The sequence below is a fragment of the Streptomyces sp. CA-294286 genome (genome assembly GCF_050947155.1).
Taxonomy (GTDB): domain Bacteria; phylum Actinomycetota; class Actinomycetes; order Streptomycetales; family Streptomycetaceae; genus Streptomyces.
Map to the genome: position 1 here is coordinate 6210687 of NZ_CP192005.1, position 19973 is coordinate 6230659.

25 protein-coding genes are annotated in these 19973 nt (G+C 70.7%); 14 read left to right on the forward strand and 11 right to left on the reverse strand.

Features of this window, described 5'->3' with window-relative positions; all coding sequences use genetic code 11:
* Positions 1-9: 9 nt before the first annotated feature.
* The 3 genes from ACQPZG_RS32165 (at position 10) to ACQPZG_RS32175 (ending at position 3213) form a co-directional block, all read left to right on the forward strand.
* The gene (locus ACQPZG_RS32165) at positions 10-909 is read left to right on the forward strand and encodes a phosphotransferase family protein (protein ID WP_433549201.1); all 900 of its coding nucleotides are present in this window, start codon (positions 10-12) and stop codon (positions 907-909) included.
* A gap of 733 nt (positions 910-1642) precedes the next feature.
* A complete protein-coding gene (locus ACQPZG_RS32170; protein WP_433549202.1) occupies positions 1643-1840 on the forward strand; it encodes a helix-turn-helix transcriptional regulator in 198 nt (65 codons plus the stop codon).
* Positions 1831-3213: a tyrosine-type recombinase/integrase gene (locus ACQPZG_RS32175; RefSeq protein ID WP_433549203.1), complete on the forward strand. Its 1383-nt coding sequence runs from the start codon at positions 1831-1833 to the stop codon at positions 3211-3213. Before ACQPZG_RS32170 ends, ACQPZG_RS32175 begins: the two co-directional genes overlap by 10 nt.
* 169 nt (positions 3214-3382) lie before the next feature.
* Here ACQPZG_RS32175 and exaC read toward each other — a convergent pair whose 3' ends face one another.
* The 4 genes from exaC to ACQPZG_RS32195 all read right to left on the reverse strand — a co-directional run bounded on the left by exaC (position 3383) and on the right by ACQPZG_RS32195 (position 6882).
* Positions 3383-4906 (reverse strand): acetaldehyde dehydrogenase ExaC, encoded by a 1524-nt coding sequence (gene exaC, locus ACQPZG_RS32180; RefSeq protein WP_433549204.1) that lies wholly within the window; start codon positions 4904-4906, stop codon positions 3383-3385.
* Between the two features lie 56 nt (positions 4907-4962).
* On the reverse strand, positions 4963-6261 hold the full coding sequence (locus tag ACQPZG_RS32185; protein WP_433549205.1) for a GAF domain-containing protein: 1299 nt from the start codon (positions 6259-6261) through the stop codon (positions 4963-4965).
* A 134-nt stretch (positions 6262-6395) separates the two neighbouring features.
* Positions 6396-6653 (reverse strand): hypothetical protein, encoded by a 258-nt coding sequence (locus ACQPZG_RS32190; protein WP_433549206.1) that lies wholly within the window; start codon positions 6651-6653, stop codon positions 6396-6398.
* A gap of 10 nt (positions 6654-6663) precedes the next feature.
* A complete protein-coding gene (locus ACQPZG_RS32195; protein ID WP_433549207.1) occupies positions 6664-6882 on the reverse strand; it encodes a hypothetical protein in 219 nt (72 codons plus the stop codon).
* Positions 6883-7122: 240 nt separating this feature from the next.
* Here ACQPZG_RS32195 and ACQPZG_RS32200 point away from each other — a divergent pair, with 240 nt between their 5' ends.
* The 4 genes from ACQPZG_RS32200 to ACQPZG_RS32215 all read left to right on the forward strand — a co-directional run bounded on the left by ACQPZG_RS32200 (position 7123) and on the right by ACQPZG_RS32215 (position 9745).
* Positions 7123-7548 carry a hypothetical protein gene (locus tag ACQPZG_RS32200; protein WP_433549208.1) on the forward strand — a complete coding sequence of 142 codons (426 nt, stop codon included), beginning with the start codon at positions 7123-7125 and terminating at the stop codon, positions 7546-7548.
* A 177-nt stretch (positions 7549-7725) separates the two neighbouring features.
* Entirely contained in the window at positions 7726-8856 is a 1131-nt protein-coding gene (locus ACQPZG_RS32205; RefSeq protein ID WP_433549209.1) for a fatty acid desaturase family protein, read from the forward strand.
* An 82-nt stretch (positions 8857-8938) separates the two neighbouring features.
* On the forward strand, positions 8939-9121 hold the full coding sequence (locus ACQPZG_RS32210; protein WP_433549210.1) for a hypothetical protein: 183 nt from the start codon (positions 8939-8941) through the stop codon (positions 9119-9121).
* An 81-nt stretch (positions 9122-9202) separates the two neighbouring features.
* Entirely contained in the window at positions 9203-9745 is a 543-nt protein-coding gene (locus tag ACQPZG_RS32215; RefSeq protein WP_433549211.1) for an MOSC domain-containing protein, read from the forward strand.
* Positions 9746-10073: 328 nt separating this feature from the next.
* Here ACQPZG_RS32215 and ACQPZG_RS32220 read toward each other — a convergent pair whose 3' ends face one another.
* Positions 10074-10382: a hypothetical protein gene (locus tag ACQPZG_RS32220; RefSeq protein WP_433549631.1), complete on the reverse strand. Its 309-nt coding sequence runs from the start codon at positions 10380-10382 to the stop codon at positions 10074-10076.
* Between the two features lie 139 nt (positions 10383-10521).
* Here ACQPZG_RS32220 and ACQPZG_RS32225 point away from each other — a divergent pair, with 139 nt between their 5' ends.
* Positions 10522-11409 (forward strand): oxygenase MpaB family protein, encoded by an 888-nt coding sequence (locus ACQPZG_RS32225; protein ID WP_433549212.1) that lies wholly within the window; start codon positions 10522-10524, stop codon positions 11407-11409.
* Between the two features lie 35 nt (positions 11410-11444).
* On the opposite strand, the gene ACQPZG_RS32230 is transcribed toward ACQPZG_RS32225, so the two are convergent.
* Positions 11445-12044: a class I SAM-dependent methyltransferase gene (locus ACQPZG_RS32230; RefSeq protein ID WP_433549213.1), complete on the reverse strand. Its 600-nt coding sequence runs from the start codon at positions 12042-12044 to the stop codon at positions 11445-11447.
* Between the two features lie 246 nt (positions 12045-12290).
* On the opposite strand from ACQPZG_RS32230, the gene ACQPZG_RS32235 reads away from it, so the two are divergent.
* The 3 genes from ACQPZG_RS32235 to ACQPZG_RS32245 all read left to right on the forward strand — a co-directional run bounded on the left by ACQPZG_RS32235 (position 12291) and on the right by ACQPZG_RS32245 (position 14004).
* Complete coding sequence (locus tag ACQPZG_RS32235) at positions 12291-12686, forward strand: roadblock/LC7 domain-containing protein (protein ID WP_433549214.1); 396 nt, start codon at positions 12291-12293, stop codon at positions 12684-12686.
* Positions 12687-12798: 112 nt separating this feature from the next.
* Positions 12799-13773 carry a DUF6397 family protein gene (locus ACQPZG_RS32240; RefSeq protein WP_433549215.1) on the forward strand — a complete coding sequence of 325 codons (975 nt, stop codon included), beginning with the start codon at positions 12799-12801 and terminating at the stop codon, positions 13771-13773.
* A gap of 15 nt (positions 13774-13788) precedes the next feature.
* A complete protein-coding gene (locus ACQPZG_RS32245) occupies positions 13789-14004 on the forward strand; it encodes a hypothetical protein (RefSeq protein ID WP_433549216.1) in 216 nt (71 codons plus the stop codon).
* On the opposite strand, the gene ACQPZG_RS32250 is transcribed toward ACQPZG_RS32245, so the two are convergent.
* From ACQPZG_RS32250 to ACQPZG_RS32265, 4 genes are all read right to left on the reverse strand, one after another.
* Entirely contained in the window at positions 13986-14408 is a 423-nt protein-coding gene (locus ACQPZG_RS32250; RefSeq protein ID WP_433549217.1) for a YchJ family protein, read from the reverse strand. The two genes, ACQPZG_RS32245 and ACQPZG_RS32250, sit on opposite strands and share 19 nt — an antisense overlap.
* Positions 14409-14516: 108 nt before the next feature.
* Entirely contained in the window at positions 14517-14891 is a 375-nt protein-coding gene (locus tag ACQPZG_RS32255) for an RNA-binding S4 domain-containing protein (RefSeq protein ID WP_433549218.1), read from the reverse strand.
* Positions 14892-14978: 87 nt separating this feature from the next.
* A complete protein-coding gene (locus ACQPZG_RS32260) occupies positions 14979-15692 on the reverse strand; it encodes a DUF2470 domain-containing protein (RefSeq protein WP_433549219.1) in 714 nt (237 codons plus the stop codon).
* Between the two features lie 100 nt (positions 15693-15792).
* Entirely contained in the window at positions 15793-16413 is a 621-nt protein-coding gene (locus ACQPZG_RS32265) for an L-threonylcarbamoyladenylate synthase (protein ID WP_433549220.1), read from the reverse strand.
* Between the two features lie 390 nt (positions 16414-16803).
* On the opposite strand from ACQPZG_RS32265, the gene ACQPZG_RS32270 reads away from it, so the two are divergent.
* From ACQPZG_RS32270 to ACQPZG_RS32280, 3 genes are all read left to right on the forward strand, one after another.
* On the forward strand, positions 16804-17346 hold the full coding sequence (locus ACQPZG_RS32270) for an FABP family protein (protein WP_433549221.1): 543 nt from the start codon (positions 16804-16806) through the stop codon (positions 17344-17346).
* Between the two features lie 199 nt (positions 17347-17545).
* The gene (locus ACQPZG_RS32275) at positions 17546-17881 is read left to right on the forward strand and encodes a hypothetical protein (RefSeq protein ID WP_433549222.1); all 336 of its coding nucleotides are present in this window, start codon (positions 17546-17548) and stop codon (positions 17879-17881) included.
* 181 nt (positions 17882-18062) lie between these two features.
* Positions 18063-18641 (forward strand): Type-2Aa cytolytic delta-endotoxin, encoded by a 579-nt coding sequence (locus ACQPZG_RS32280; RefSeq protein ID WP_433549223.1) that lies wholly within the window; start codon positions 18063-18065, stop codon positions 18639-18641.
* Between the two features lie 201 nt (positions 18642-18842).
* On the opposite strand, the gene ACQPZG_RS32285 is transcribed toward ACQPZG_RS32280, so the two are convergent.
* Entirely contained in the window at positions 18843-19931 is a 1089-nt protein-coding gene (locus tag ACQPZG_RS32285) for a serine hydrolase domain-containing protein (RefSeq protein WP_433549224.1), read from the reverse strand.
* Positions 19932-19973 lie beyond the last annotated feature (42 nt).

The window sequence follows — 19973 nt, forward strand, 5'->3', positions numbered from 1 at the left end:
CCTGACCCCATGACTGCACCGATCCACGGCGGTTTCACTGAAGCCGAGATGGGCCACATCCTTGAGCACGGCTGCGCGCAAGCTGGACTGGACGCGACAGGAGCCGTACTCCTTCGCGGTCAAACGAATGCCGTGCTACGTCTCGTTGCGCACCCGGTCATCGTCAAGATCGCGCGTAAGGGCACCCCCGCCGCCGAGGTCTCCCGCACCACCATCTTTGTCCGCTGGCTCATGGACATGGGATTCCCTACCGTCCCGCTCTACCAGCCGCACCTCCAGCCGCTTCAGGTCGATGGTCACGCCCTCACCCTCTGGGAATACCTCCCCCAACCTGCTCACCCGGTCCCCGCCCATGCGCTGGCGAAGCCCCTGAACATCCTGCACAGCCTGAGCGAGCCTCCCCTGGACTTGCCCTCGGCCGACGTATGCGGTGCCATACGCAGCTCTCTACGCCGCACGGAAATACTGAGCGAGCAGGACCGGCACTACCTCACCCGGCGCGTCGACATACTCGAACGACAACTCACAGCCGTCAGGTATGACCTACCTGGCGGCGTACTCCAGGGTGACCCCCAACACGGCAACGCCCTACACGAGGGCAACCGCGCAGTCCTGTGCGACTGGGACAGCATCGCCTACGGCCACCCCGAATGGGACCTTGTCACCGTCGAGGTTCATTGCCGACGGTTCGGCCACGGCGCAGCCCATTATGACGCCTTCGCCGAGGCCTATGGTTGGGACGTCACCCGATGGAGCGGATACCCCGTCCTGCGGGACCTGCGGGAACTCCGCATGATCACTACCAACGCGCGTAAGGCCACTCACGAACCGGCGAAGGCGGCTGAGGTGCGACGACGCATCAGTGTACTGAGAGAACAGCGCCTGACCGCCCGGTGGCACATCCTCTGACCGCATGAGATCGCTGGACTGCGCGAGTTGATCTCGGCGAGCGTTTCCCGCATGACCGAGTGCTATGGCGTGCCACAGCTGTCTTTTGCCGGGCCATGCTGCCGCGCAGCAGGGAAGTCACAGGATTCAAGGCTTTCACGCGCCATCATGCTCTGCCTTGGCCGTCGAGTGCGGATCACCGGGGGGACCGCACCAGACTCCATGTATGCAGAGGCGGGCTCATCGTTGCACTTTTGGCGATGGTGCGCCGCGAGCGCGTCCTGGAAGAAGGCCGGAAACCCCAGTTCCCATTTCTTTGGCACAGGAAGCCTGGTATCTGAAGTTTCCCCTTCTTTGTTTGTTGTGCGTGGTTTTCGCTGACGGCAGACATCGATAGAGGCCGCCGAGACTGGATACCTGCTCCGGTGCCATGCCAATGTACGGACTGACGGAAAGCGTGTCGTACGAACAGGGAGGCGGACCTGTGGGTATCTCAACGAGTCTGCTCGTGGTATCCGTACCGGATATCTTCAAATTTTCACTACATGAGCCACATGGATAGGGCGAGCCCTTCTATAGCAGTGGTTCCCTGATTTCCGAAATCAGGGGATCGGCGGATCATTAGTTCTGTCCTCATCGGCTGTGCATCATGGTGGAGCCGTGCGGATGCAGTGTCCTTCGTGTCAACGACCAGCTGGGTTGGGTACTTCGCGACCCCGGTCTCTGACGCCGCATTCGACCTACTGGGGAAAACATGGCTCGCCCTCCTGCGCTCAAACTTTCCGAGGTATTGGGTGAAATCCGAATGAGTCCATCCGCGTTCTACCGTTTGCGTGCTCGTGGTCTGGCCCCACGAATGGTCAAACTTCCGAATGGTGAACTGCGCTGCCGTCGCGGAGATCTCGATGCGTGGTGGGCGGCGTGTGAAAGGGATACGCCTGAATGGCGATGAGTTACAAAGTTCGGTTCTGGGAAATCCGTGAGCGGGCCGATCGCCGCAAGGGCTTCGAAGTTCGATGGACAGTCAGTGGCAGGGAGAAGTCCGAGTCCTTTCTCACGAAGGGACTTGCGGAAAGCCGACGAGCCAAGCTGATGACCGCCGCGCGCGACGGCGAGCCGTTTGATGTCCGTACTGGTCTGCCTTCCTCCGAGCTCCGGACCCTGAAGCAGCGCACGACTTGGTATGTTCTGGCGAGGGAGTACATCGAGCAGCGGTGGGATCGCACGCCGGGAACCACACGTCGAACTCTCGCTGACGCCCTCGCGACCATCACCCCAGCCTTTGTTGAGCCTGAGCAGATGTCTCGCGCACCTCGCGCACTACGGCGCGCGCTCTACTCATGGGCGTTCAACAAGAACGCCTGGAAGTCGGAACCTCCCGAGGAGTGGCAGGCCGCACTCGACTGGCTGCAGCGTCACTCGCTGCCGGTCAGCGAGTTGGAGGAGCCCGACGTGCTGCGCCGGGGTCTCGACGCTTTGTGCCGCAGGGTCGATGGAACAGCAGCTGCTGCGAAGACCGTCAAGCGCAAGAAGGCTGCGGTCAACGAGGTGTTCGGTACTGCGGTGGAACGTGGGTACTTCAACGCCAATCCATTGACCGGACTTCGGTGGTCGGCGCCAGCGGTCGCCGACGAGGTCGATCCAGACTGCGTGCCCAACCCGGCGCAGGTGGCTCGCCTGCTGTCCGCGGTCAAGGCGCTGCCCGGTCGCGGCCCGCACCTCTACGCATTCTTTGGCTGCATGTACTACGCCGCCATGCGTCCCGCTGAGGTCATCCACCTGCAGAAGTCCCAGTGCCGCCTGCCGACGAGCGGGTGGGGTCTTCTCAACCTCAAGGGCGGGGTCGTGGCGGCCGGCAAGGCGTGGACGAACGACGGCGCCGTCCACGAAATTCACCCGCTGAAGCGACGGGCCGCCAAGGCCACGCGTCCGGTGCCCATCCCGCCCGTACTCGTCCGCATGCTGCGCGAGCACATAGAGCGCTTCGGTGTCGCGCCTGACGGACGCCTGTTTCGCAACGCGGCGGGAAACTACATCGAGGCCGCGGCGTACGGCATCACATGGGGACGGGCACGTGAGGTCACACTCACCCTCGACGAGCACGCCCTCGTACTGGCGAAGCGCCCCTACGACCTGCGCCACGCGGGAATCTCGTTCTGGCTCGCCTCCGGTGTCGACCCCGCGGAGTGTGCGCGCAGAGCCGGGCAGAGCATCCAAGTCCTCTTCCGTTACTACGCCAAGTTCCTGGCCGAGGCGCGCAACCATGCCAACACGTTGATAGAGGAGTCCATGCGGCGGTGGGACGAGCCGGAGAGCGGTGCGTAGGGTGCCTGAGGCGGAGCTTGGCCCGGAAATGCCCCGGAACAGCTGGTCAGAGGTGGGACGGTGGTGGGAGATATCGGGAGTACCGTCGTAATTTGACCTGCGGCTCCGATGTGCGCAACGAAGGGCGCCTGCCAGGGCAACCCCCTGGTCAGGTGCCCTTTCGCTGTGTCTAGAAGAAGCCCAACTTGTTCGGCGAGTACGACACGAGAAGGTTCTTCGTCTGCTGATAGTGGTCCAGCATCATTTTGTGTGTCTCGCGGCCGATGCCCGACTGCTTGTAACCGCCGAACGCCGCGTGCGCCGGGTACGCGTGGTAGCAGTTCGTCCACACGCGTCCGGCACGGATCGCGCGGCCCGCCCGGTACGCCGTGTTCAGGTCGCGGGTCCACACGCCCGCGCCCAGGCCGTACAGGGTGTCGTTGGCCGTGCCCATCGCGTCGTCGAAGTCGCTGAAGGAGGTGACGGCGACGACCGGGCCGAAGATCTCCTCCTGGAAGACGCGCATCCGGTTGTCGCCTTCGAAGATCGTCGGCTGGACGTAGAAGCCGCCCGCCAACTCGCCGTCGTATTCGATGCGTTGGCCGCCGGTCAGGATCTTCGCGCCCTCCTGCTGGCCGATGTCCAGGTACGAGAGGATCTTCTGCAGCTGGTCGTGGGATGCCTGTGCGCCGATCATCGTGTCCGTGTCGAGCGGGTGGCCCGGTTGGATGCGTTCGGTGCGGGCGATCGCTGCCTCCAGGAACTCGCTGTAGTGGCCCCGCTGGATCAGCGCACGCGACGGGCAGGTGCACACCTCGCCCTGATTGAGCGCGAACATGGTGAAGCCTTCGAGTGCCTTGTCGCGGAAGTCGTCGTCCGCGGCCGACACGTCGTCGAAGAAGATGTTGGGGCTCTTGCCGCCGAGCTCCAGGGTGACGGGCTTGATGTTCTCCGAGGCGTACTGCATGATCAGCCGCCCCGTGGTGGTCTCCCCGGTGAACGCGATCTTCGCGACGCGCGGACTGGACGCGAGAGGCTTGCCCGCTTCCGTCCCGAAACCGTTGACGATGTTGACGACGCCCGGCGGCAGCAGGTCGGCGATCAGGCCCATCCACACGTGGATCGACGCCGGGGTCTGCTCGGCGGGCTTGAGGACGACCGTGTTTCCCGCGGCCAGCGCGGGCGCCAGTTTCCACGTCGCCATCAGGATCGGGAAGTTCCAGGGGATGATCTGCGCCACGACCCCGAGCGGCTCGTGGAAGTGGTAGGCGATCGTGTCCTCGTCGATCTCGCTGAGCGATCCCTCCTGGGCGCGCAGGGCCCCCGCGAAGTAGCGGAAATGGTCGATGGCGAGGGGGATGTCGGCGGCCAGGGTCTCCCGGACCGGTTTGCCGTTCTCCCAGCTCTCCGCGACCGCCAGCTCCTCCAGGTGCGCCTCCATCCTGTCGGCGATCTTCAGCAGGATGTTCGCTCGGTCCCCGGGTGCGGTGCGTCCCCAGGCGGGGGCGGCCGAGTGCGCTGCGTCCAACGCGAGTTCGACGTCCTCCGCGGTGCCCCGCGCGACCTCGCAGAACGGACGGCCGTTGAGGGGGCTCGGGTTCTCGAAGTACCCGCCGCGCACCGGGGCGACGTATGCGCCGCCGATCCAGTGGTCGTAGCGCGCCTGGTAGGAGACGAGTGCGCCGTCGCTGCCTGGCGCGGAGTATCGGGTCATCGCGGGGCCTCCCTCGGACGGTGCCGCCCGCCGTTGGACGGCATCCGTGGGGGACGCTAACGCCGCCGACGTTGCGGCCCCGTTGCGGGCGTCGCGCCGTTCCCCAGCTCCGCGTCGAGTTCCCGTACGCGCGCGTGGACAACCGGTCGTTGCCGTACGGGCGCGACCGAGGCGAGCGCCTGCCACGCCACCAGGTCGTCCTCGCCCCACGGGCTGTACGCCCAGTCCGTGAGCAGCCCGGGGTCCGCGCGCGCCACGACCGCCGCCCGCAGCTCGTCCTCCAGGCGGCGCCGCAAACGTACGACGGCCGGAGCCCGCGACCCCGGCAACAGGGGCCCCGCGTACGCCCCCATCGCGGCGGCCACGGCACCGGACCCCAGCCGTCGCGCGACCGCCGCGAAGTCCGCGTCGACCGGGGCGGTCAGCCGGTACGGCCGCGAGTGCAGCAGATCCGGGCCCAACAGGCGGCGCAGCCGCGACAGTTCCGCCCGCAGCGTCACCGGCGTCACCGACGCGTCCTCGTACAGCTCGTACAGCAACTTCTCGCCGGTGAGCCCCTCGGGACGACGGGCCAGCAGCACCAGGATCTCGCTGTGCCGCCTGCTGAGCCGGACCCTGGCCCCGCGGAGAACCAGAAGCGCCTCGTCCCGGCCCAGGGCGTGCAGCGACGCCACCGGGGCGTCCGCCGACGGCGGGGGAGCGCACAGTGCCAGGTGCGACTCCGCGGCACGGGCGACGGCCTGGACGAAGGCCAGGCTGTGCGGATGGGCGAGGCCGTCCCCGCCGGTGATGTCGACCGCGCCCAGCAGCCGCCCGGTCCGCGGGTCGTGCAGGGGCGCCGCGGCGCAGGTCCACGGGTGCGCCGGCCGCAGGAAGTGCTCGGCGGCGAAGACCTGGACCGGGCGGTCGAGGGCGAGCGCGGTGCCCGGCGCGTTGGTCCCCACCGAGGACTCGGCCCAACGGGCCCCCGGAACGAAGTTCATCCGCTCCGCACGCCTCCGGGAAGCGGCGTCCCCCTCCACCCACAACAGTCTTCCCCGCACGTCGCACACCGCGACCAGATGCTCCCCGTCCCGCGCGTACGCCCCCGTCAGCTCCCGTACGACGGGCATCGCACGGGCCAGCGGGTGGCTGTCGCGGTATGTGCCGAGGTCGTCGTCCGCGAGCTCCACGCGCGCGTGCCCTTCCGGGCTGACCCGGGCCCGCGCGGAGCGCCGCCAGGAATCGGCCACCACGGGCCGCACCGGACGTTCGATACGGCCCGCCGACGCGAACGTGTCGTACGCCCGGCGCAGCGCTCCCAGCCGCTCACCCGGATCGCACCCCGGCTCCAGGGCCACCCACGCGTCGGTCAACTCCGCCTCCCCGGCGAGGACGTCGGACGATCGAGGACCTCAGGGCCCGCCACCCCATCGTCGTCCCGCCGGGGGAGGGCCACAAGCGTCATGGCCCCTGCGGATACGGCCGCACCGGCCGGCCGGTCGCGCCGCTATGCCGGCCGGTCCTCCGACTGCGCGGCGATGATCAGCTCCTTCATCAGTTCCCTGCTCAGTTCCGGGTCGTCCTCGAAGGGCAGCCAGTCACGCCCGCACTTGCACCGCATCCGCACCAGGTCGCCCCACCTGCCCCCGGCGGAGAACCCGGTGACCGCCGCGCAGCCGGGGCAGGCCATCGGGCCCTCGCCCGCCACCACGATCGGGGCGAGCATCTCGATCGACCACGGGTCCAGCAGCTCGAACTCGTCCACGACCGTCCGCCTACCGGGGCAGGTTCTCGCCGAAATCCGCGCCCAGCTGCCGCAGGTCGGCCTCGGAGATCCCACAGACCGCGGCCACCTCCCGGGCGTCCGCTCCTGCACGGACAGCCGCCACGGCTTCGGTCTCGACGTCCGCGCGGGCCGCGTTCAACGCGACCTCGGTCTCCTGCAGGCGCTGCACGGCGAGCTCCAGCGAGGCCAGGTTCTTCTCGGTTTCCATGCTGCGGATAGTGGCACGGGACCCGAGCGCACGGCCAACCGGCGCGTGCCCGGTCGCTCCTGCTCAACGTGCTCGCCCAGCGCGGCTGCGCTGCCCGTCGTCCGGCCCGGCCGATCGCGGGCGGACGACGGGCCCGGCGGCGCGTGCCTCCGAGGCAATGCCCCGAGCGGCCGGGCGCGGGGCGCCGAAGTGTCCCGCAGGGGGGTGCGGTACGGCGTCGTACGGTCGACTCTGGACGGTATGGCCACGCCTCCCGTACCGCCGCAGCAGCCGCCGGGACCGCCGAACGGAGGCGGCTTCGGCCCGTCCCCCGGACCTCCGGGCGGTGGCGAGCCGCCCATGGCGGGCGGAGGCCCCGGCGGGCAGCCACCCGGCGGATACGGCGGCAGGCGTCCCCTCGTGGCCGGGCTCGCCGTGGTCCTGGTGGCCGCGGTCGTCGTGGCGGTCGTCCTCCTCGTGGCCAGGGGCGGCGGGCCCGGGGAGCCGGCGTCGCCCGCCACCGGCCCGTCGAAACCGGCTCCGCCGTTCGGCCTCCCGAGCGAGTTCCCCACCGCCCTGCCGTCCGGCTTCCCCACACTCCCTTCCGGCTTTCCCCCGCTGCCCTCCTCCTTCCCCACCGGGCTCCCCAGCGACTTCCCCTCCGACTGGGAGACCTTCCTGCCCTGACCCTGACCCCGCACGGGGCACGGGCCCAGGGGTGTACCCAGCACCCCTCTCGGAAGGGGTGCCCGCCCCCTCGCGGCCCGGGTGGTGCCGTCATGGCTGCGACCGGACCCGCACCGTAGGTTTCTGAGCGTCGGCTGCTCCGATGGCCAAAACCCCTCCAGATACCGGAGTTCCTCCATGCCCTCAGCCACCTCCGCTGCGGAGCGGTCCTCTCCCGGTGCGTCCGTCGGAAGCGACTTCGCACCACTCCTGCGGACGGTCAGGGAACAGGGTCTGCTGGAACGCAGGCACGGCTGGTACGCCGCACGCGTGGCCGTGAACCTGGCAGGCCACGCCGCCGTCCTCACCGGCATCGCCTTCCTCGGCCACACCTGGTGGGTCCTGCTGCTCACCGTCCCGTTCGCCCTGGTGTGGACCCGCACCGCCTATCTCAGCCACGACGCCGGGCACGCGCAGATATCGAGCAGCCGCCGCACCGGCACATGGATCTCCCTCACCCACGCCAATCTCCTGCTGGGCATGAGCCAGGCCTGGTGGAACGAGAAGCACAACCGGCACCACGCCAACCCCAACCACGTGGAGAAGGACCCGGACGTAGGCGTCGGCGCCCTCGTCTGGACCCAGCAACAGGCCGCGGGACGCGAGGGCTTCGCCCGCTGGCTCGCCCGCCACCAGTCCCGGCTGTTCTTCCCCATGCTGCTGCTCGAAGGCTTCGCCCTGAAGTTGTACGGCTTCCAGGACCTGCGTCGGCAGAAGGGCCGCGAGCGCTGGACCGAGGCCGCCCTCCTGGTCGCCCACCTCGCTCTCTACGCGGTGCTGCTGCTGACCGCCATGTCCCCTCTCAAGGCACTCGCTTTCGCACTCCTGCACCACGCCCTCTTCGGCCTCCAGCTCGGCATGGCGTTCGCCCCCAACCACAAGGGCATGGAAATGCCGGACGCCGACGGCGAACGGTGGGGACACCTGCGCCGCCAGGTCGTCACGTCGCGCAACGTACGCGGCGGCCCCCTCACCGACTGGTTCCTGGGCGGACTGAACTACCAGATCGAGCACCACCTGTTCCCGAACATGCCGCGCCCGCACCTGCGGCTCGCCCAGCCACTGGTCCGCGCACACTGCCGCGAGGTCGGACTGCCGTACGCGGAGACCGGGCTGATCGACTCCTACCGGCAGGCCCTGGGCCACCTGAACGAGGTCGGCGAACCCCTCCGGGGTGCGAACGCGCCCCGCGCGGCTCCGTCCCGCGCAGCCGCACCGAGCACGGCGCACTCCCGCGGGAACAGGCCCCCGCAGGACTCGTCGAGCTGAATCGTCACCGCGGGGAACCGTTGCGGCCCCCGGAGCGTTGTCAGAAGCAGGAGCGGCAGCCGCCGCGAAGGAGGCGTCGAAGATGTCGAGAAGTTCCAAGGTCGCAGCCGGTGGTGTCGTCGTCGGCATCGCCCTCATCTGGATCATCGGATTCTGGCCCGCGCTGCTGGTCATGGTGGGCGTGCCCGTCGCCGCCTACCTGATGCTGGACAAGACCCAGCGACGCAGGCTCCAGCGCATCACCCGCAAGGAGATCGGCCACTGATCCCCGCCCCTGCTCCGCGCCGCCCCGGCGGCCGCCCCGTATAGGCTCGGCGAAGATCACCGCTACGGGAGAGGGGCCCACATGGGCGCAACGGTCATCGCGGTCAGCAGCAACGACACCTACACGTTCACCAAGCCGAACCGGGACAGCATCACCCTGCTGGCGGGCCTCGGCGTCGAGGGGGACGTCCACGCCGGAGTGACGGTCAAGCACCGTTCGCGGGTCGCCCAGGACCCCACGCAGCCCAACCTCCGCCAGGTCCACCTCATCCACCAGGAACTCTTCGACGAGGTACGGGAGGAGGGCTTCGAGGTCGCCCCGGGCCAGCTCGGTGAGAACGTGACCACCAGAGGCATCGACCTCCTCGCCCTCCCCGTCGGGACGCTGCTGCGCCTGGGGGCCGACGCGGTCGTCGAGGTGACCGGACTGCGCAACCCCTGCCTCCAGATCGACCGCTTCCAGGAGGGCCTGCTCAAGCAGGTCGTCGGCCGGGACACCGAGGGCAACATCGTCCGCAGGACCGGGATCATGGGCGTGGTGCGTGCGGGCGGAGTGATCCGTCCCGGCGACGCGATAGACGTGGAGCTCCCCGCGGCACCGCACCGCCCGCTCGAAAAGGTCTGAACCCAGGCGCGGCCCGTCGGCGCCTGCCCCCTGCCCGGCGCAGCGGCTACGGCGCCGGGCGGGCCGTAGCGCCGACTCGTCCCACTCCGTGCCCACGAACGTCCCGCTGCGGCGCTGCTCCGGCCCGCCCGCGCCACGTCGCCCACAGACGGGCGATCCCGTCGGCACCCAGCCGGCGCGGGCCCCCACCCGCTGGTGTCCGGCGACATGAGCACGAACAGTCGTGCGACTGCGTCAGAGCATCCGTTCCAGCTGAACGGCCGTCGGCGCACCCCAGCCGACTGGTGACCGGGCATCGAGACCGGGGCGATGGGGTGATGGGGGATGATCAGGCCGTCGGCAGCCCGAGCAGACTCCGCGCCACGCTCTGCGGGGTCTCGTCCCGCTCCCGCGCGAGCGCGATGACCGCACGGCACGCCAACTCCGTCACCCCGAACGACAACGCCTCCGGCGACACCCAGCCGGCCGCCTCGTCACCGCGCTGCTCGTCGTCCTCCGCGCAGGCGGCCACGTACACGGCGGCCGCCTCGAAGAGGTTGTGCCGGGGCTCCCGCTCCCGCGGTGTCCGCGCCCCCGGCCGACCCGGCTCCTGGACCGAGCGGAAGAACTGCCTGACCCTGTTGCGCACCCGGACCACATCCCCACAGCAGTAGATCGGCGGACTCTTCAAGTGTGCCCCGCACCCGTAGAGTTGAGCCTCCGCCAAGCAGGACGGCAGTACGCCCGGAAGCAACCGCGACGCGGTGCGACGGCAACGGAAGAAGGGACGCCCCGGAGTGAGGCGCTACGACCGGCTCAAGGAGATCCGCCAGCTCGATCCGGAGCAGGACTTCCTGAAGATCTACCGGATGACCGTCACCTACGAGTTCCCGTGGGATTACACCCGTGCCCTGGAACTGGCCCTCTACCGCACCTACGCCGTGCCCAGCATCGGCAGCCTCCTCGCCCAGACCGCCGAACTCACCGACCGCTCGCAGAAGCGCTACGACGACACCGCCCTCCTCCTGGACGCCGTCGTCGAGCACGGTTTCGCCAGCGAGCAGGGGCGTGCCGCCGTGCGCCGCATCAACCGGATGCACCGCAGCTACGACATCAGCAACGACGACATGCGCTACGTCCTGTGCACCTTCGTCGTCGTCCCCAAGCGCTGGATCGACGCCTACGGCTGGCGCCGCCTCTGCGACCACGAGCGGCGCGCCGCCGCTGCCTACTACCGCACACTCGGCGCGCATCTGGGCATCGAAGACATCCCGCGGTCCTACGAGGAGTTCGAGCGCTGCCTCGACCGCTACGAGGCGGAGCACTTCGGCTGGGACGAGGGCGCCCGCGAGGTCTCCGACGCCACACTGGACCTGATGGGATCCTGGTACGGACCCCTCGCGCCCCTCGCGAGGGGCGCCAGCCTCGCCCTCCTCGACGAGCCCCTGCTACGGGCCTTCCGGTACGAGCGCCCGCATCCGGCGGCCCGCACGGCAGTCCGCGCCGCGCTGCGCCTGCGAGGACGCGCCGTCCGTCTGCTGCCTCCCCGGCGCGTCCCCCACTACGCCCGCCAGAACCCCGAGATCAAGAGTTATCCGAAGGGCTACGAGGTCGCCGCGCTGGGCACCTTTCCCGTGCCGGGAGCACGGGGCTGCCCCGTGCCGCACTCCCGGCGCACCCCGTAGCCCGCGCACCCCGCGCCCACCGAAGGCCCGGCCCCCTACCCCGCGCGGGTGGCCAGGGCCAGGAAGCGGTCGTCCTCGTCCACGTACGAGCGCAGCCGCCAGCCCGAACCCGCCAGCAGCGGGCGCAGCTGGGGCTCGGCCCGCAGGTCGTCCGGGGTGAGTGCGCGTCCGTGCCGTGCCGCGAGGGCGGCGCGGCCCACCGGGTGGAACAGTGCGAGCAGTCCGCCCGGACGGACGACCCGGGCCAGCTCGCGCACATTCTCGTCGGGCCGCGGGAGGTGCGAGATCAACCCCGCGCCGAACACCGCGTCCAGCACTTCCGTCCCGAGCGGGAGCCGGGCCACGTCGGCCTGTACGAGCAGCGCGTGCCGCGCCCTGTCCTCCCGGACCGCCGCGTCCAGCATCTCCCGCGTCAGATCCGCCCCGAGCACCCTTCCCGACGCGCCGACCGCCGCGCGGAGGTACGGAAGCGCCCGCCCCGTGCCGCAGCCGGCGTCGAGCACCGTATGGCCGGCACGCAACCCCATGGCGGCGACGGCCCCCTCGTACGCGGGGCCGTCGTCCGGAAAGCGCGCGTCCCACTGGGCGGCGCGGACGCCGAAGAACTCCTGAACCTGCCTGTGGTCATCGGTCATGCCTTCATGATCCCCCGGGCGCCCTCCTGCGTGCCCGACGCACGCGGTCGTCCACGGCGCGCGCGTGCGAGTCCGCTCCGGTCGCACCGGAGCCTCCCTGCCAAGCTCCGCCGGTCTCCCGCCCCTCGTCCCGCACCAACCCGGGCCGCCCCGGGGCCCCTTACTGCTTGCCGCCGCGCCGACAGTGGGTAAGGCTTGCGGAAGACCAAGGGGCACGGGGAACGAAAGAGCGGGGAGAGCCGAAGCATGGCGCTGAACAAGGGACTTGACTGGCTGCTCGACGACCTGACCAACCGGATCCACGAGGTCCGGCACGCCCTCGTCCTTTCCAACGACGGGCTGGTCACCGGGGCGAGCTCCGGCCTGGAGCGGGCGGACGCCGAGCATCTCGCCGCGGTGTCGTCGGGCCTGCACAGCCTGGCCAAGGGGTCCGGACGGCACTTCGGGGCGGGCCGGGTGCGCCAGACCATGATCGAGTTCGACGACGGGGTCCTCTTCGTCACCGCTGCTGGAGACGGTAGCTGTCTGTGCGTACTGAGCGCCGCCGAGGCGGACTTCGGGCAGGTCGCCTACGAGATGACCCTGCTGGTCAATCGGGTCGGGGAGCACCTCGGGGTGGCGGCCCGCACTCCAGGAATGTGACTGACCTGCACCCACGCGTCCGGCGCGGGAGTTTTCCACAGGCCGGGCGCGGACCGCCCCCTCAAGCTACGGTCGTTACCGAGAGTGTTCGTACCTCACGGGGAGGACCGTCATGGTCGTACAGGAAGTACAGCAGGGCCGGGGTGGACGGACGACCGTGCGCGCCGCCGACGCACCCGGGACGGTCGCCGCCGTCCGGGCCGCCCAGGAACTCGGCCTGCAACGGCGCGAGTTCGACCTCGCGGTGCAACTCGGCCGCATCCGGACCGTCGCGGGCGGCGACGGCGGACGGCGCCGGGTCGCCCGCGAAGAGCTCGACCGGTTGCGGGAGTCGAACCAGCGGGCCACCCCGCTCAAGGAGCGGCTGCGGACGGTCGGCACCGCCGAGGGTGCCGCGCTCCTGGGCATCAGCCGCTTCCGTTTCGCCGCGCTCGCCCGTGTCGGGTACCTCGGCCCGGTCGGGTTCCACCTCAACCGCTACCGCGCCGTCGTCTGGGTCTACCTCGTCGAGGAACTGACCGACCTCGTCGCCCGCCATCCCGAACTGCTCGTCGGCAACTACCCGAAGGCCCTGCGCGCCGCCCTCGATGCGGGCGAGGACCGTCGCCCCCGCAACTGGCGCAGCCGACGCCTCGGCCAGTTGCTCAACCGCACCGAGGACCCCTGGGAGCAGGCGGCGCTCTTCAGCTCCCTCCTGCCTCCGGACGAGACCGCCGCGTTGGTGCACGGTCCGCAGGAGGCGGAGCGTCTCGCCGGCCTCGGTGCGGGCCTCGTCGCGGCCGAACCCTCGTCGCCGGCGGCCCACGAAGCCACGCGGCGGCTCCTGGTCGCCGACGACCCGGACGAGATCGCGTGGATCAGGACGAACCTGGCCCTGACCCTGCGGGAAGCACGCGCCCGCTGCCCCCTGCCCCGTCCCGACCGGACACCCGTCGGGCCCGCACGGGCGGTCGGCCCTCTGCGCAGGCTCCCGCGCCGCGCCGACTGGCCGGTCGGGCGGGCGAGGATCCGCCACTGGATGGTCCGGGTGCTACGGGGAAACCCGCAGAACCGGGGGAGGGGCGAGGCAGCGGGGCCCATCCGATGAGGCAGACTGGCGTACGTGTCGTCTCCTCGCCGTGCCTGCCCGGTGTGCCGCCGTGACATCGCGGTCGTCGCCGCCCGCTTCGCCCGCCACGACCCGCCCGGTGCGCGGGGCTCGACCGAGCTGATCTCCTGCCCCGGGTCGCAGACCACCGCGCCCCTCGACCCGGCGGTGCAGCCGTCGCTCGACGGTTACGCCCCACCCGTGTTCCCTGGTCAGCTGCCGCTGTTCTGACCGTCCAGGTAGCTCCAGCGCCCGTCGTCCCGTACGAACCGGCTCAGCTCGTGCTGGCTGTCGCCCTGCCCGTCGTGGACGTAGTGCGCGCGGAACTCCACCGTCCCCGACTGGTGGAAGGCACTGCCGTCCGCGGTGGCGAGGATGTCCAGCCCCGTCCACCGCTGGCTGGGGTCCAGGTCGAGAGTGCTGGGCCGGGTGGTCGGATGCCATGTCCGGAGCAGGTAGTCGGCATCGAGGACCACGAACGCGCTGTAGCGCGATCTCATCAACCGCTCGGCGGTCGGCGCCGCGGCCTCCCCGCGGTGGAAACGGCCACAGCAGTCCCCGTAGGGCTGCGTGCGCCCGCAGGGGCAGGGCGCGGCGGAATCGAACTTCGCACGTGAACGAGGCGTCTTGGACATGCCCCCATCCTCCCCGACGCCCGCACTGGGCCCCGGCCGCACCCCTTCGGGCGCGTCCTGTGCACCGGGAGCCGCGGAACTCCCCGGGCCGGCCCGGCCGCGGTGCTCTCAGAGGCCGCCCCGCAGCTGTTCCCACTCCCGGCGTTCCCGCTTGGTCGGCCGTCCCGCGCCCCGCTCCCGTACACCGACGCCGAGCGCCTCCGGGCGCGGGCGCGGCGCGCTCCTGTCCACGTAGCATTCGGCGGCGGGCACGGCCCCGACCCGCTTGCGGACCAGTTGGGACACGACCACCACGCGCTCCCACCCCTCCTGCCGCACCCGCACCTCGTCACCGACGCGCACGGACTGCGCGGGCTTGGCCCGCTCCCCGTTGATCCGCACATGACCGGCTCTGCAGGCCGCAGCGGCCGTGGACCGTGTCTTCATCAGCCGCACGGACCAGATCCAGCTGTCGACCCGTACCGCTCCCGCATCCGAACCCATGCAGCCACCCTAATGCGCCCCGCGGACCGGGCGGCCTCGCCACCGGACGCCGTCCGCTCCGAACGAACGACGCGGGCCCGCACGTCCTCAGGCGGGGAGCCGGTTGGGGTGGGACATCCTGCGGGCCGCGCGGAGCAGCGCCTGGATCTGCGGACCCGCCTGGTCCATGCCGGTGACGGGGGTGGGAAACGCCAGCCGCACGTCGGTGTGCGTGCGCGGGTACTCCAGTCGCAGCGTGATGCCCAGCCGGTCCATCGCCAGCGGCATCGCCCGGGTCAGGTCCGCCGTCCGGGGGGTGCGGACCAGCCGCAGCAGCAGAGGGATCAACTCGGCGTGCGAGTCGAGGAGATGGGTCAGCATTCCCGCCTCGGACGCGGCCAGCGGATCCGGGGCGACCGCTTCCAGTTCGTCGAGGGTGACGTAGGCACGGCCGTCCGCGTCCTCGATGACCGCCTGCCCGAACTCCATGCAGGTGCTTTCGTCGGACTCCTCCGTCGCCCGGTAGGGGGCCGCGAGCAGTCCGGTGACGGTGACCCGTGCACGTACGCGGTCCCGCACCGGCGTGGGGGCGACGTCGGTGAACTCCAGCCGCACGGGGATGCGTTCGCTGCCCGGGGGCGGCGGGACGTCCGGGGTGGGGGCGTGGACGTGGATGCGGCTCATGACTCCCGCGCCGTCGAGCCGGCGCACCTCGGTGTGCAGGCCGTCGCTGACGACCGTCATCGAGTGCGCGGCGGCCAGGACGGTCCGGACGCGCTCGGCGACGGTCGGCTGCGGGGCGCGTGAGCGGGGCAGACGCATGCTGAATCTCCATGGGGGCGGGGCGGGCGTACCGGGTTCGGCGACTTAGGTAAGCCTAACCTAATGCACCGTCTCCCGGTAGGACCCGCCCGTCCCGTGTCTAGGCGAAGCGCGCGGTGTCGCCCGCCCCCTCGCGTACGATCTCCGCCTCACCGCTGGAGAAGTCGACGACCGTGGTCGGCACCGTCCCGCAGTCGCCCGAGTCGATCACCGCGTCCACCACGTGGTCCAGACGCTCCTTGATCTCCCAGCCCTGCGTCATCGGCTCCTCCTGATCGGGCAGGAGGAGCGTGCTGGACAGCAGTGGCTCACCCAGGTCGGCGAGCAGGGCCTGCGCGACGACGTGGTCCGGGATCCGCACGCCGACCGTCTTCTTCTTCGGGTGCAGCAACTGGCGGGGAACCTCCTTCGTCGCGGGAAGGATGAAGGTGTAACTGCCGGGCGTGGCGGCCTTGATGGCGCGGAACACCCTGTTGTCCAGCTGGACGAACTGACCCAGCTGCGCGAAGTCGTGGCACACCAGGGTGAAGTGGTGCCGGTCGTCGAGATTGCGGATGGAACGGATCCGGTTGATGCCGTCACGGTTGCCCAGCTGACAGCCCAGCGCGTAGCACGAGTCCGTCGGATACGCGACGAGCGCACCCGACCGGATGCTGTCGGCCACGCTCTTGAGGGTGCGCAGTTGGGGGTTTTCGGGGTGTACGTCAAAGTACTTGGCCATTTGCCGAGTCTAAGTGATCAGTGCCTCCGGACCCGGCCCCCGCACAAGCCCCGCTCGGCCACCACCAGCCTTCTGCCTGACCGCCAGTGAGCCGCAAGGGGCCGGCATCGGAATGCCTGTTCACCGGTTGCCGCACGTCCTGTCCGACGACCTGCATCCGGCGTGCGCCGCACCGCCCCCGCCCCACCCCCCGGTGCCGACAGTCGTCCGCACGGCGGGGACCGCGGTCCCCGCGCGTCACCATCCCCGGCGGACACACCGCCGAACGCCGCCGGGCACCGCCCCCGCCCTGCCTGCCGCCGCGGCACCCCCTAGGCTTCCCCGGCACGCGCACGCCTGCCGCCCCGACCGGGCCGTCCCGCCCGTTCTCCCCCTTCAGGAGCCCTCACCGTGTTCGACCGCGCACCGAGCCTTCCGTACCCCGACGGCCTCGACCCGGACGCATCTCCGGCCCCGCACGCCCTGCTCGCCCCCGTGCTCGGACTTCTGGGTACCTGGTCCGGGCGGGGGAGCGGTGAATACCCCACCCTCGCCGAGGACTTCACGTACGCCCAGGAGGTCGCCTTCAGCCACGACGGCCGCCCCTTCCTCCGGTACGAGGCCAGGGCCTGGCTCGTCGACGCCGACGGGGCCCCGCTGCGCCCCTCCGCCAGGGAGAGCGGCTGGTGGCGGCTTCAGCCCGACGGGCGGATCGAGGCCCTGATCACCCAGCCCACCGGCATCGCCGAGATCGCTGTCGGCCACGCCGCCGGGGGCACCGTCGACCTGGCCACTCGCGAGGTGGCCCTCGCGCCCACGGCCAAGCAGGTCGACGCCACCCGCCGCCGCTACACCCTCACCGACGACGGCAGCCTCGCCTTCCTCCACGATCTCGCCGCCGTAGGTCAGCCCTTGCAGCACCATCTCTCGGCGCAGCTGCACCGCCGGGACTGAGACGCCCTGCGTCCCCGGGCCAGTCCCCCCGGGCCGGGCGACACGCGGGACGGTGCAGGAGACATGGCCGACCGGTCATCACTTCGAGTGTCTTTGCGCCTGCTTCGGGCCCCGGGAGGGGAGCCTGGTCTGCGGAGCGGACGACGCCCCGGCGGAAGCCGCTCCCTTGCGCATCCGTACGAGTGAAGGACTCCGCACCATGCCCCACACCCCCAGCAAGCGCCTCGCCGTAGCCGTCGCGGCACTTGCCCTCGGTGGCAGCCTCACGGTCCCGGCCGCCACCGCCACCGCCACCGCCTCCACCGCCTCCACCGTCACCAGCGTGCGCCTCCAGGGCACCGCTCCCGCATGTGTGTCCCGCGATGTCATCAAGCAGAAGAAGCAAGTGGTCGTCACCAACCGCTGCGGCAAGACCATGCATCTGAAGGTGGTCATCAACAACGGGCCCGATCTCAAGTGCTGGACGTACCAGAACGGCGAGGGGTTCCTGTGGAAGTGGAAGCTCGGCTCGTACGGCAAGATCGTCACCTGCTGACCCCGGCCACCGAGTGACGACGGCGCCCGCCGACACGGAGACCCCGGTCGGCGGCCGCCGCTTTCCCCGTACGTCCCCGCCGGGCGTCGAGAGGGCGGGGAGGGCCGATCATGGATCCTGTTCGATCAGGCCCAGCGGAAGCACGGGCCCGGATCCCCGGGCCCCAGGAGGAACCACAGCAATGACAGCAACCTTCAAGACCGTCATGGACGTAAGCCCCGAGCACCTCGACCAGGCGAGCGCCGTCGACCGCGTGTTCCAGCAGGCGATCGCCCCGGCCACCGTCAACTTCGACTTCGGCCACATACGGGAGGCCGCCGCCGCGATCCCCGACAGCTCCCTCGTGAAACTGGTACGGGGTTGGGGACTCCAGGAGACCGCCCCGGTCGCGGTCATGGCGCTCTCCGTCAAGGAGGCGGTGCGCCAGGCACTGCCCGGCGAGTTCGCCGAGGCATCCTTCTGGGGCGCCGTCGAGCGGGAACTCGTCGGCGCGTTCACCGGGCTCGCCGCCCAGGAGGGGGCGCCGGGACTCTCGTACTACGAGGAGAGTCCCGAGCGCACCAGCTACTACCGCGATCTGTTCTTCGCCCTCCAGAGCGAGGAAACCGGAGACCACCTGTACGCGATCGCCCTCTGTGCCGACGTGAGCGTGGACCTGGACCGGACCGGCGTGGACGCGCTGCAACTCACCGACGTCGCCCCGTTCCGCATCCGGCTCAATGCCGTCGTCGTACGCCAGAAGCTCCGCCTCGCCGCCTGACGGTTCCCTGGCGCCCCGCGCACTTCGGCCGCCGTAACGCCCGGGGGCCGCCCGCAGTCACCGTGAGCCCCCTGGAGAGCCACACCGTCCCGCCGTCCCGGGCCGGTTCGGCCCACGGGTGCCGCCCGTTCCACCGCCTTCGCAGCCCGCGGACCGTCCGAGCCGTTCCCCACGGCCGCCGCCCGCCAGGGGGGCTACGCGTCACGCCGTGCGGGGGCCCGGCTTCACCGCCTCCGACACCTCGGCCAGCAGGGTCTCCACCTCCGCACCCCAATGGGAACTGATCACCAGGTCGCGGGCCGGGTCCACCCACAGCAGGTGGCTTCCGCCGTTGCCGCGCGCACAGCGACCGGTCACCGGCGCGGCCGGCCACACCGTCCCCCGGTCGTTCAGCCACCAGGACAGCCCGTAGTCGGACTTCACCCGGCACGGAGTCCACATCTCCTCGATCCACCGGACGGAGACGACCTGCCGGTCGCCCCAGCACCCGCCGCGCAGGCACAGCCATCCGATCCTGGCCAGGTCGAGCGCGCCGATCCACAGCCCGCCACCCCAGTGCGCCCCGCCCGACACCACCGGCAGCCGCACACCGTCGAGATCGACGAACGAGTCGCGGTAGCCGTGCCAGGACCAGTCGTCGGACGCCCCGATCGGAGCCATGATCCGCTCGCCCAGCAGCTCGGGCAGCGGACGGCGCACGAGCGCGGTCAACGCCAGGGCCGCGAGGTTGACCCGGACGTCGTGGTACGCCCACCCCTCACCCGGCGGACCGCCCACCGTCTCCGTGCCCTCCCGGCGGCTCTGCGCGTCGACGCCGACGGGCTTTCCCCACAGCTCGCCCTCCCACTGGCTCGTCTGGTCCAGCAGATGCCGCCACGTGATCTCCCGCCCGTGCCCGTCCGCGAGCTCCGGCAGGTCCACGGCGGCGGACACCGGTTCGTCCAGACGCAACAGCCCGTCGTCGTACGCGACCCCCGCCACCAGCGACAACACGCTCTTCGTCGCGCTGTACGCCATCTCCGCCCGCCCGGGGTCACCCCACGAGGCGATGACGCTGCCCCGCCGCACGACCACGCCGCTCGCCCCCTGTCCGTCCCGCAACGGCCCCAGCACCTCGCGGTGCGAGACGTCCGACACCTGGGCGGTGAGATACGCGGCCATGTCCCCGATCCCGGGCACCGGCCGCCCCGCCTGTTCGCGGACCGCACGCGCCAGGGCCTCCCCGTCCACGCCCTCCCAGGGATCGGCCGGCTCGGCCCCGTTCTCCAAAAACTCCGCCGCCTCGTGCACGACAAGCCCCCTCTGCGATCCTCCGACGAACACTGCGACGAA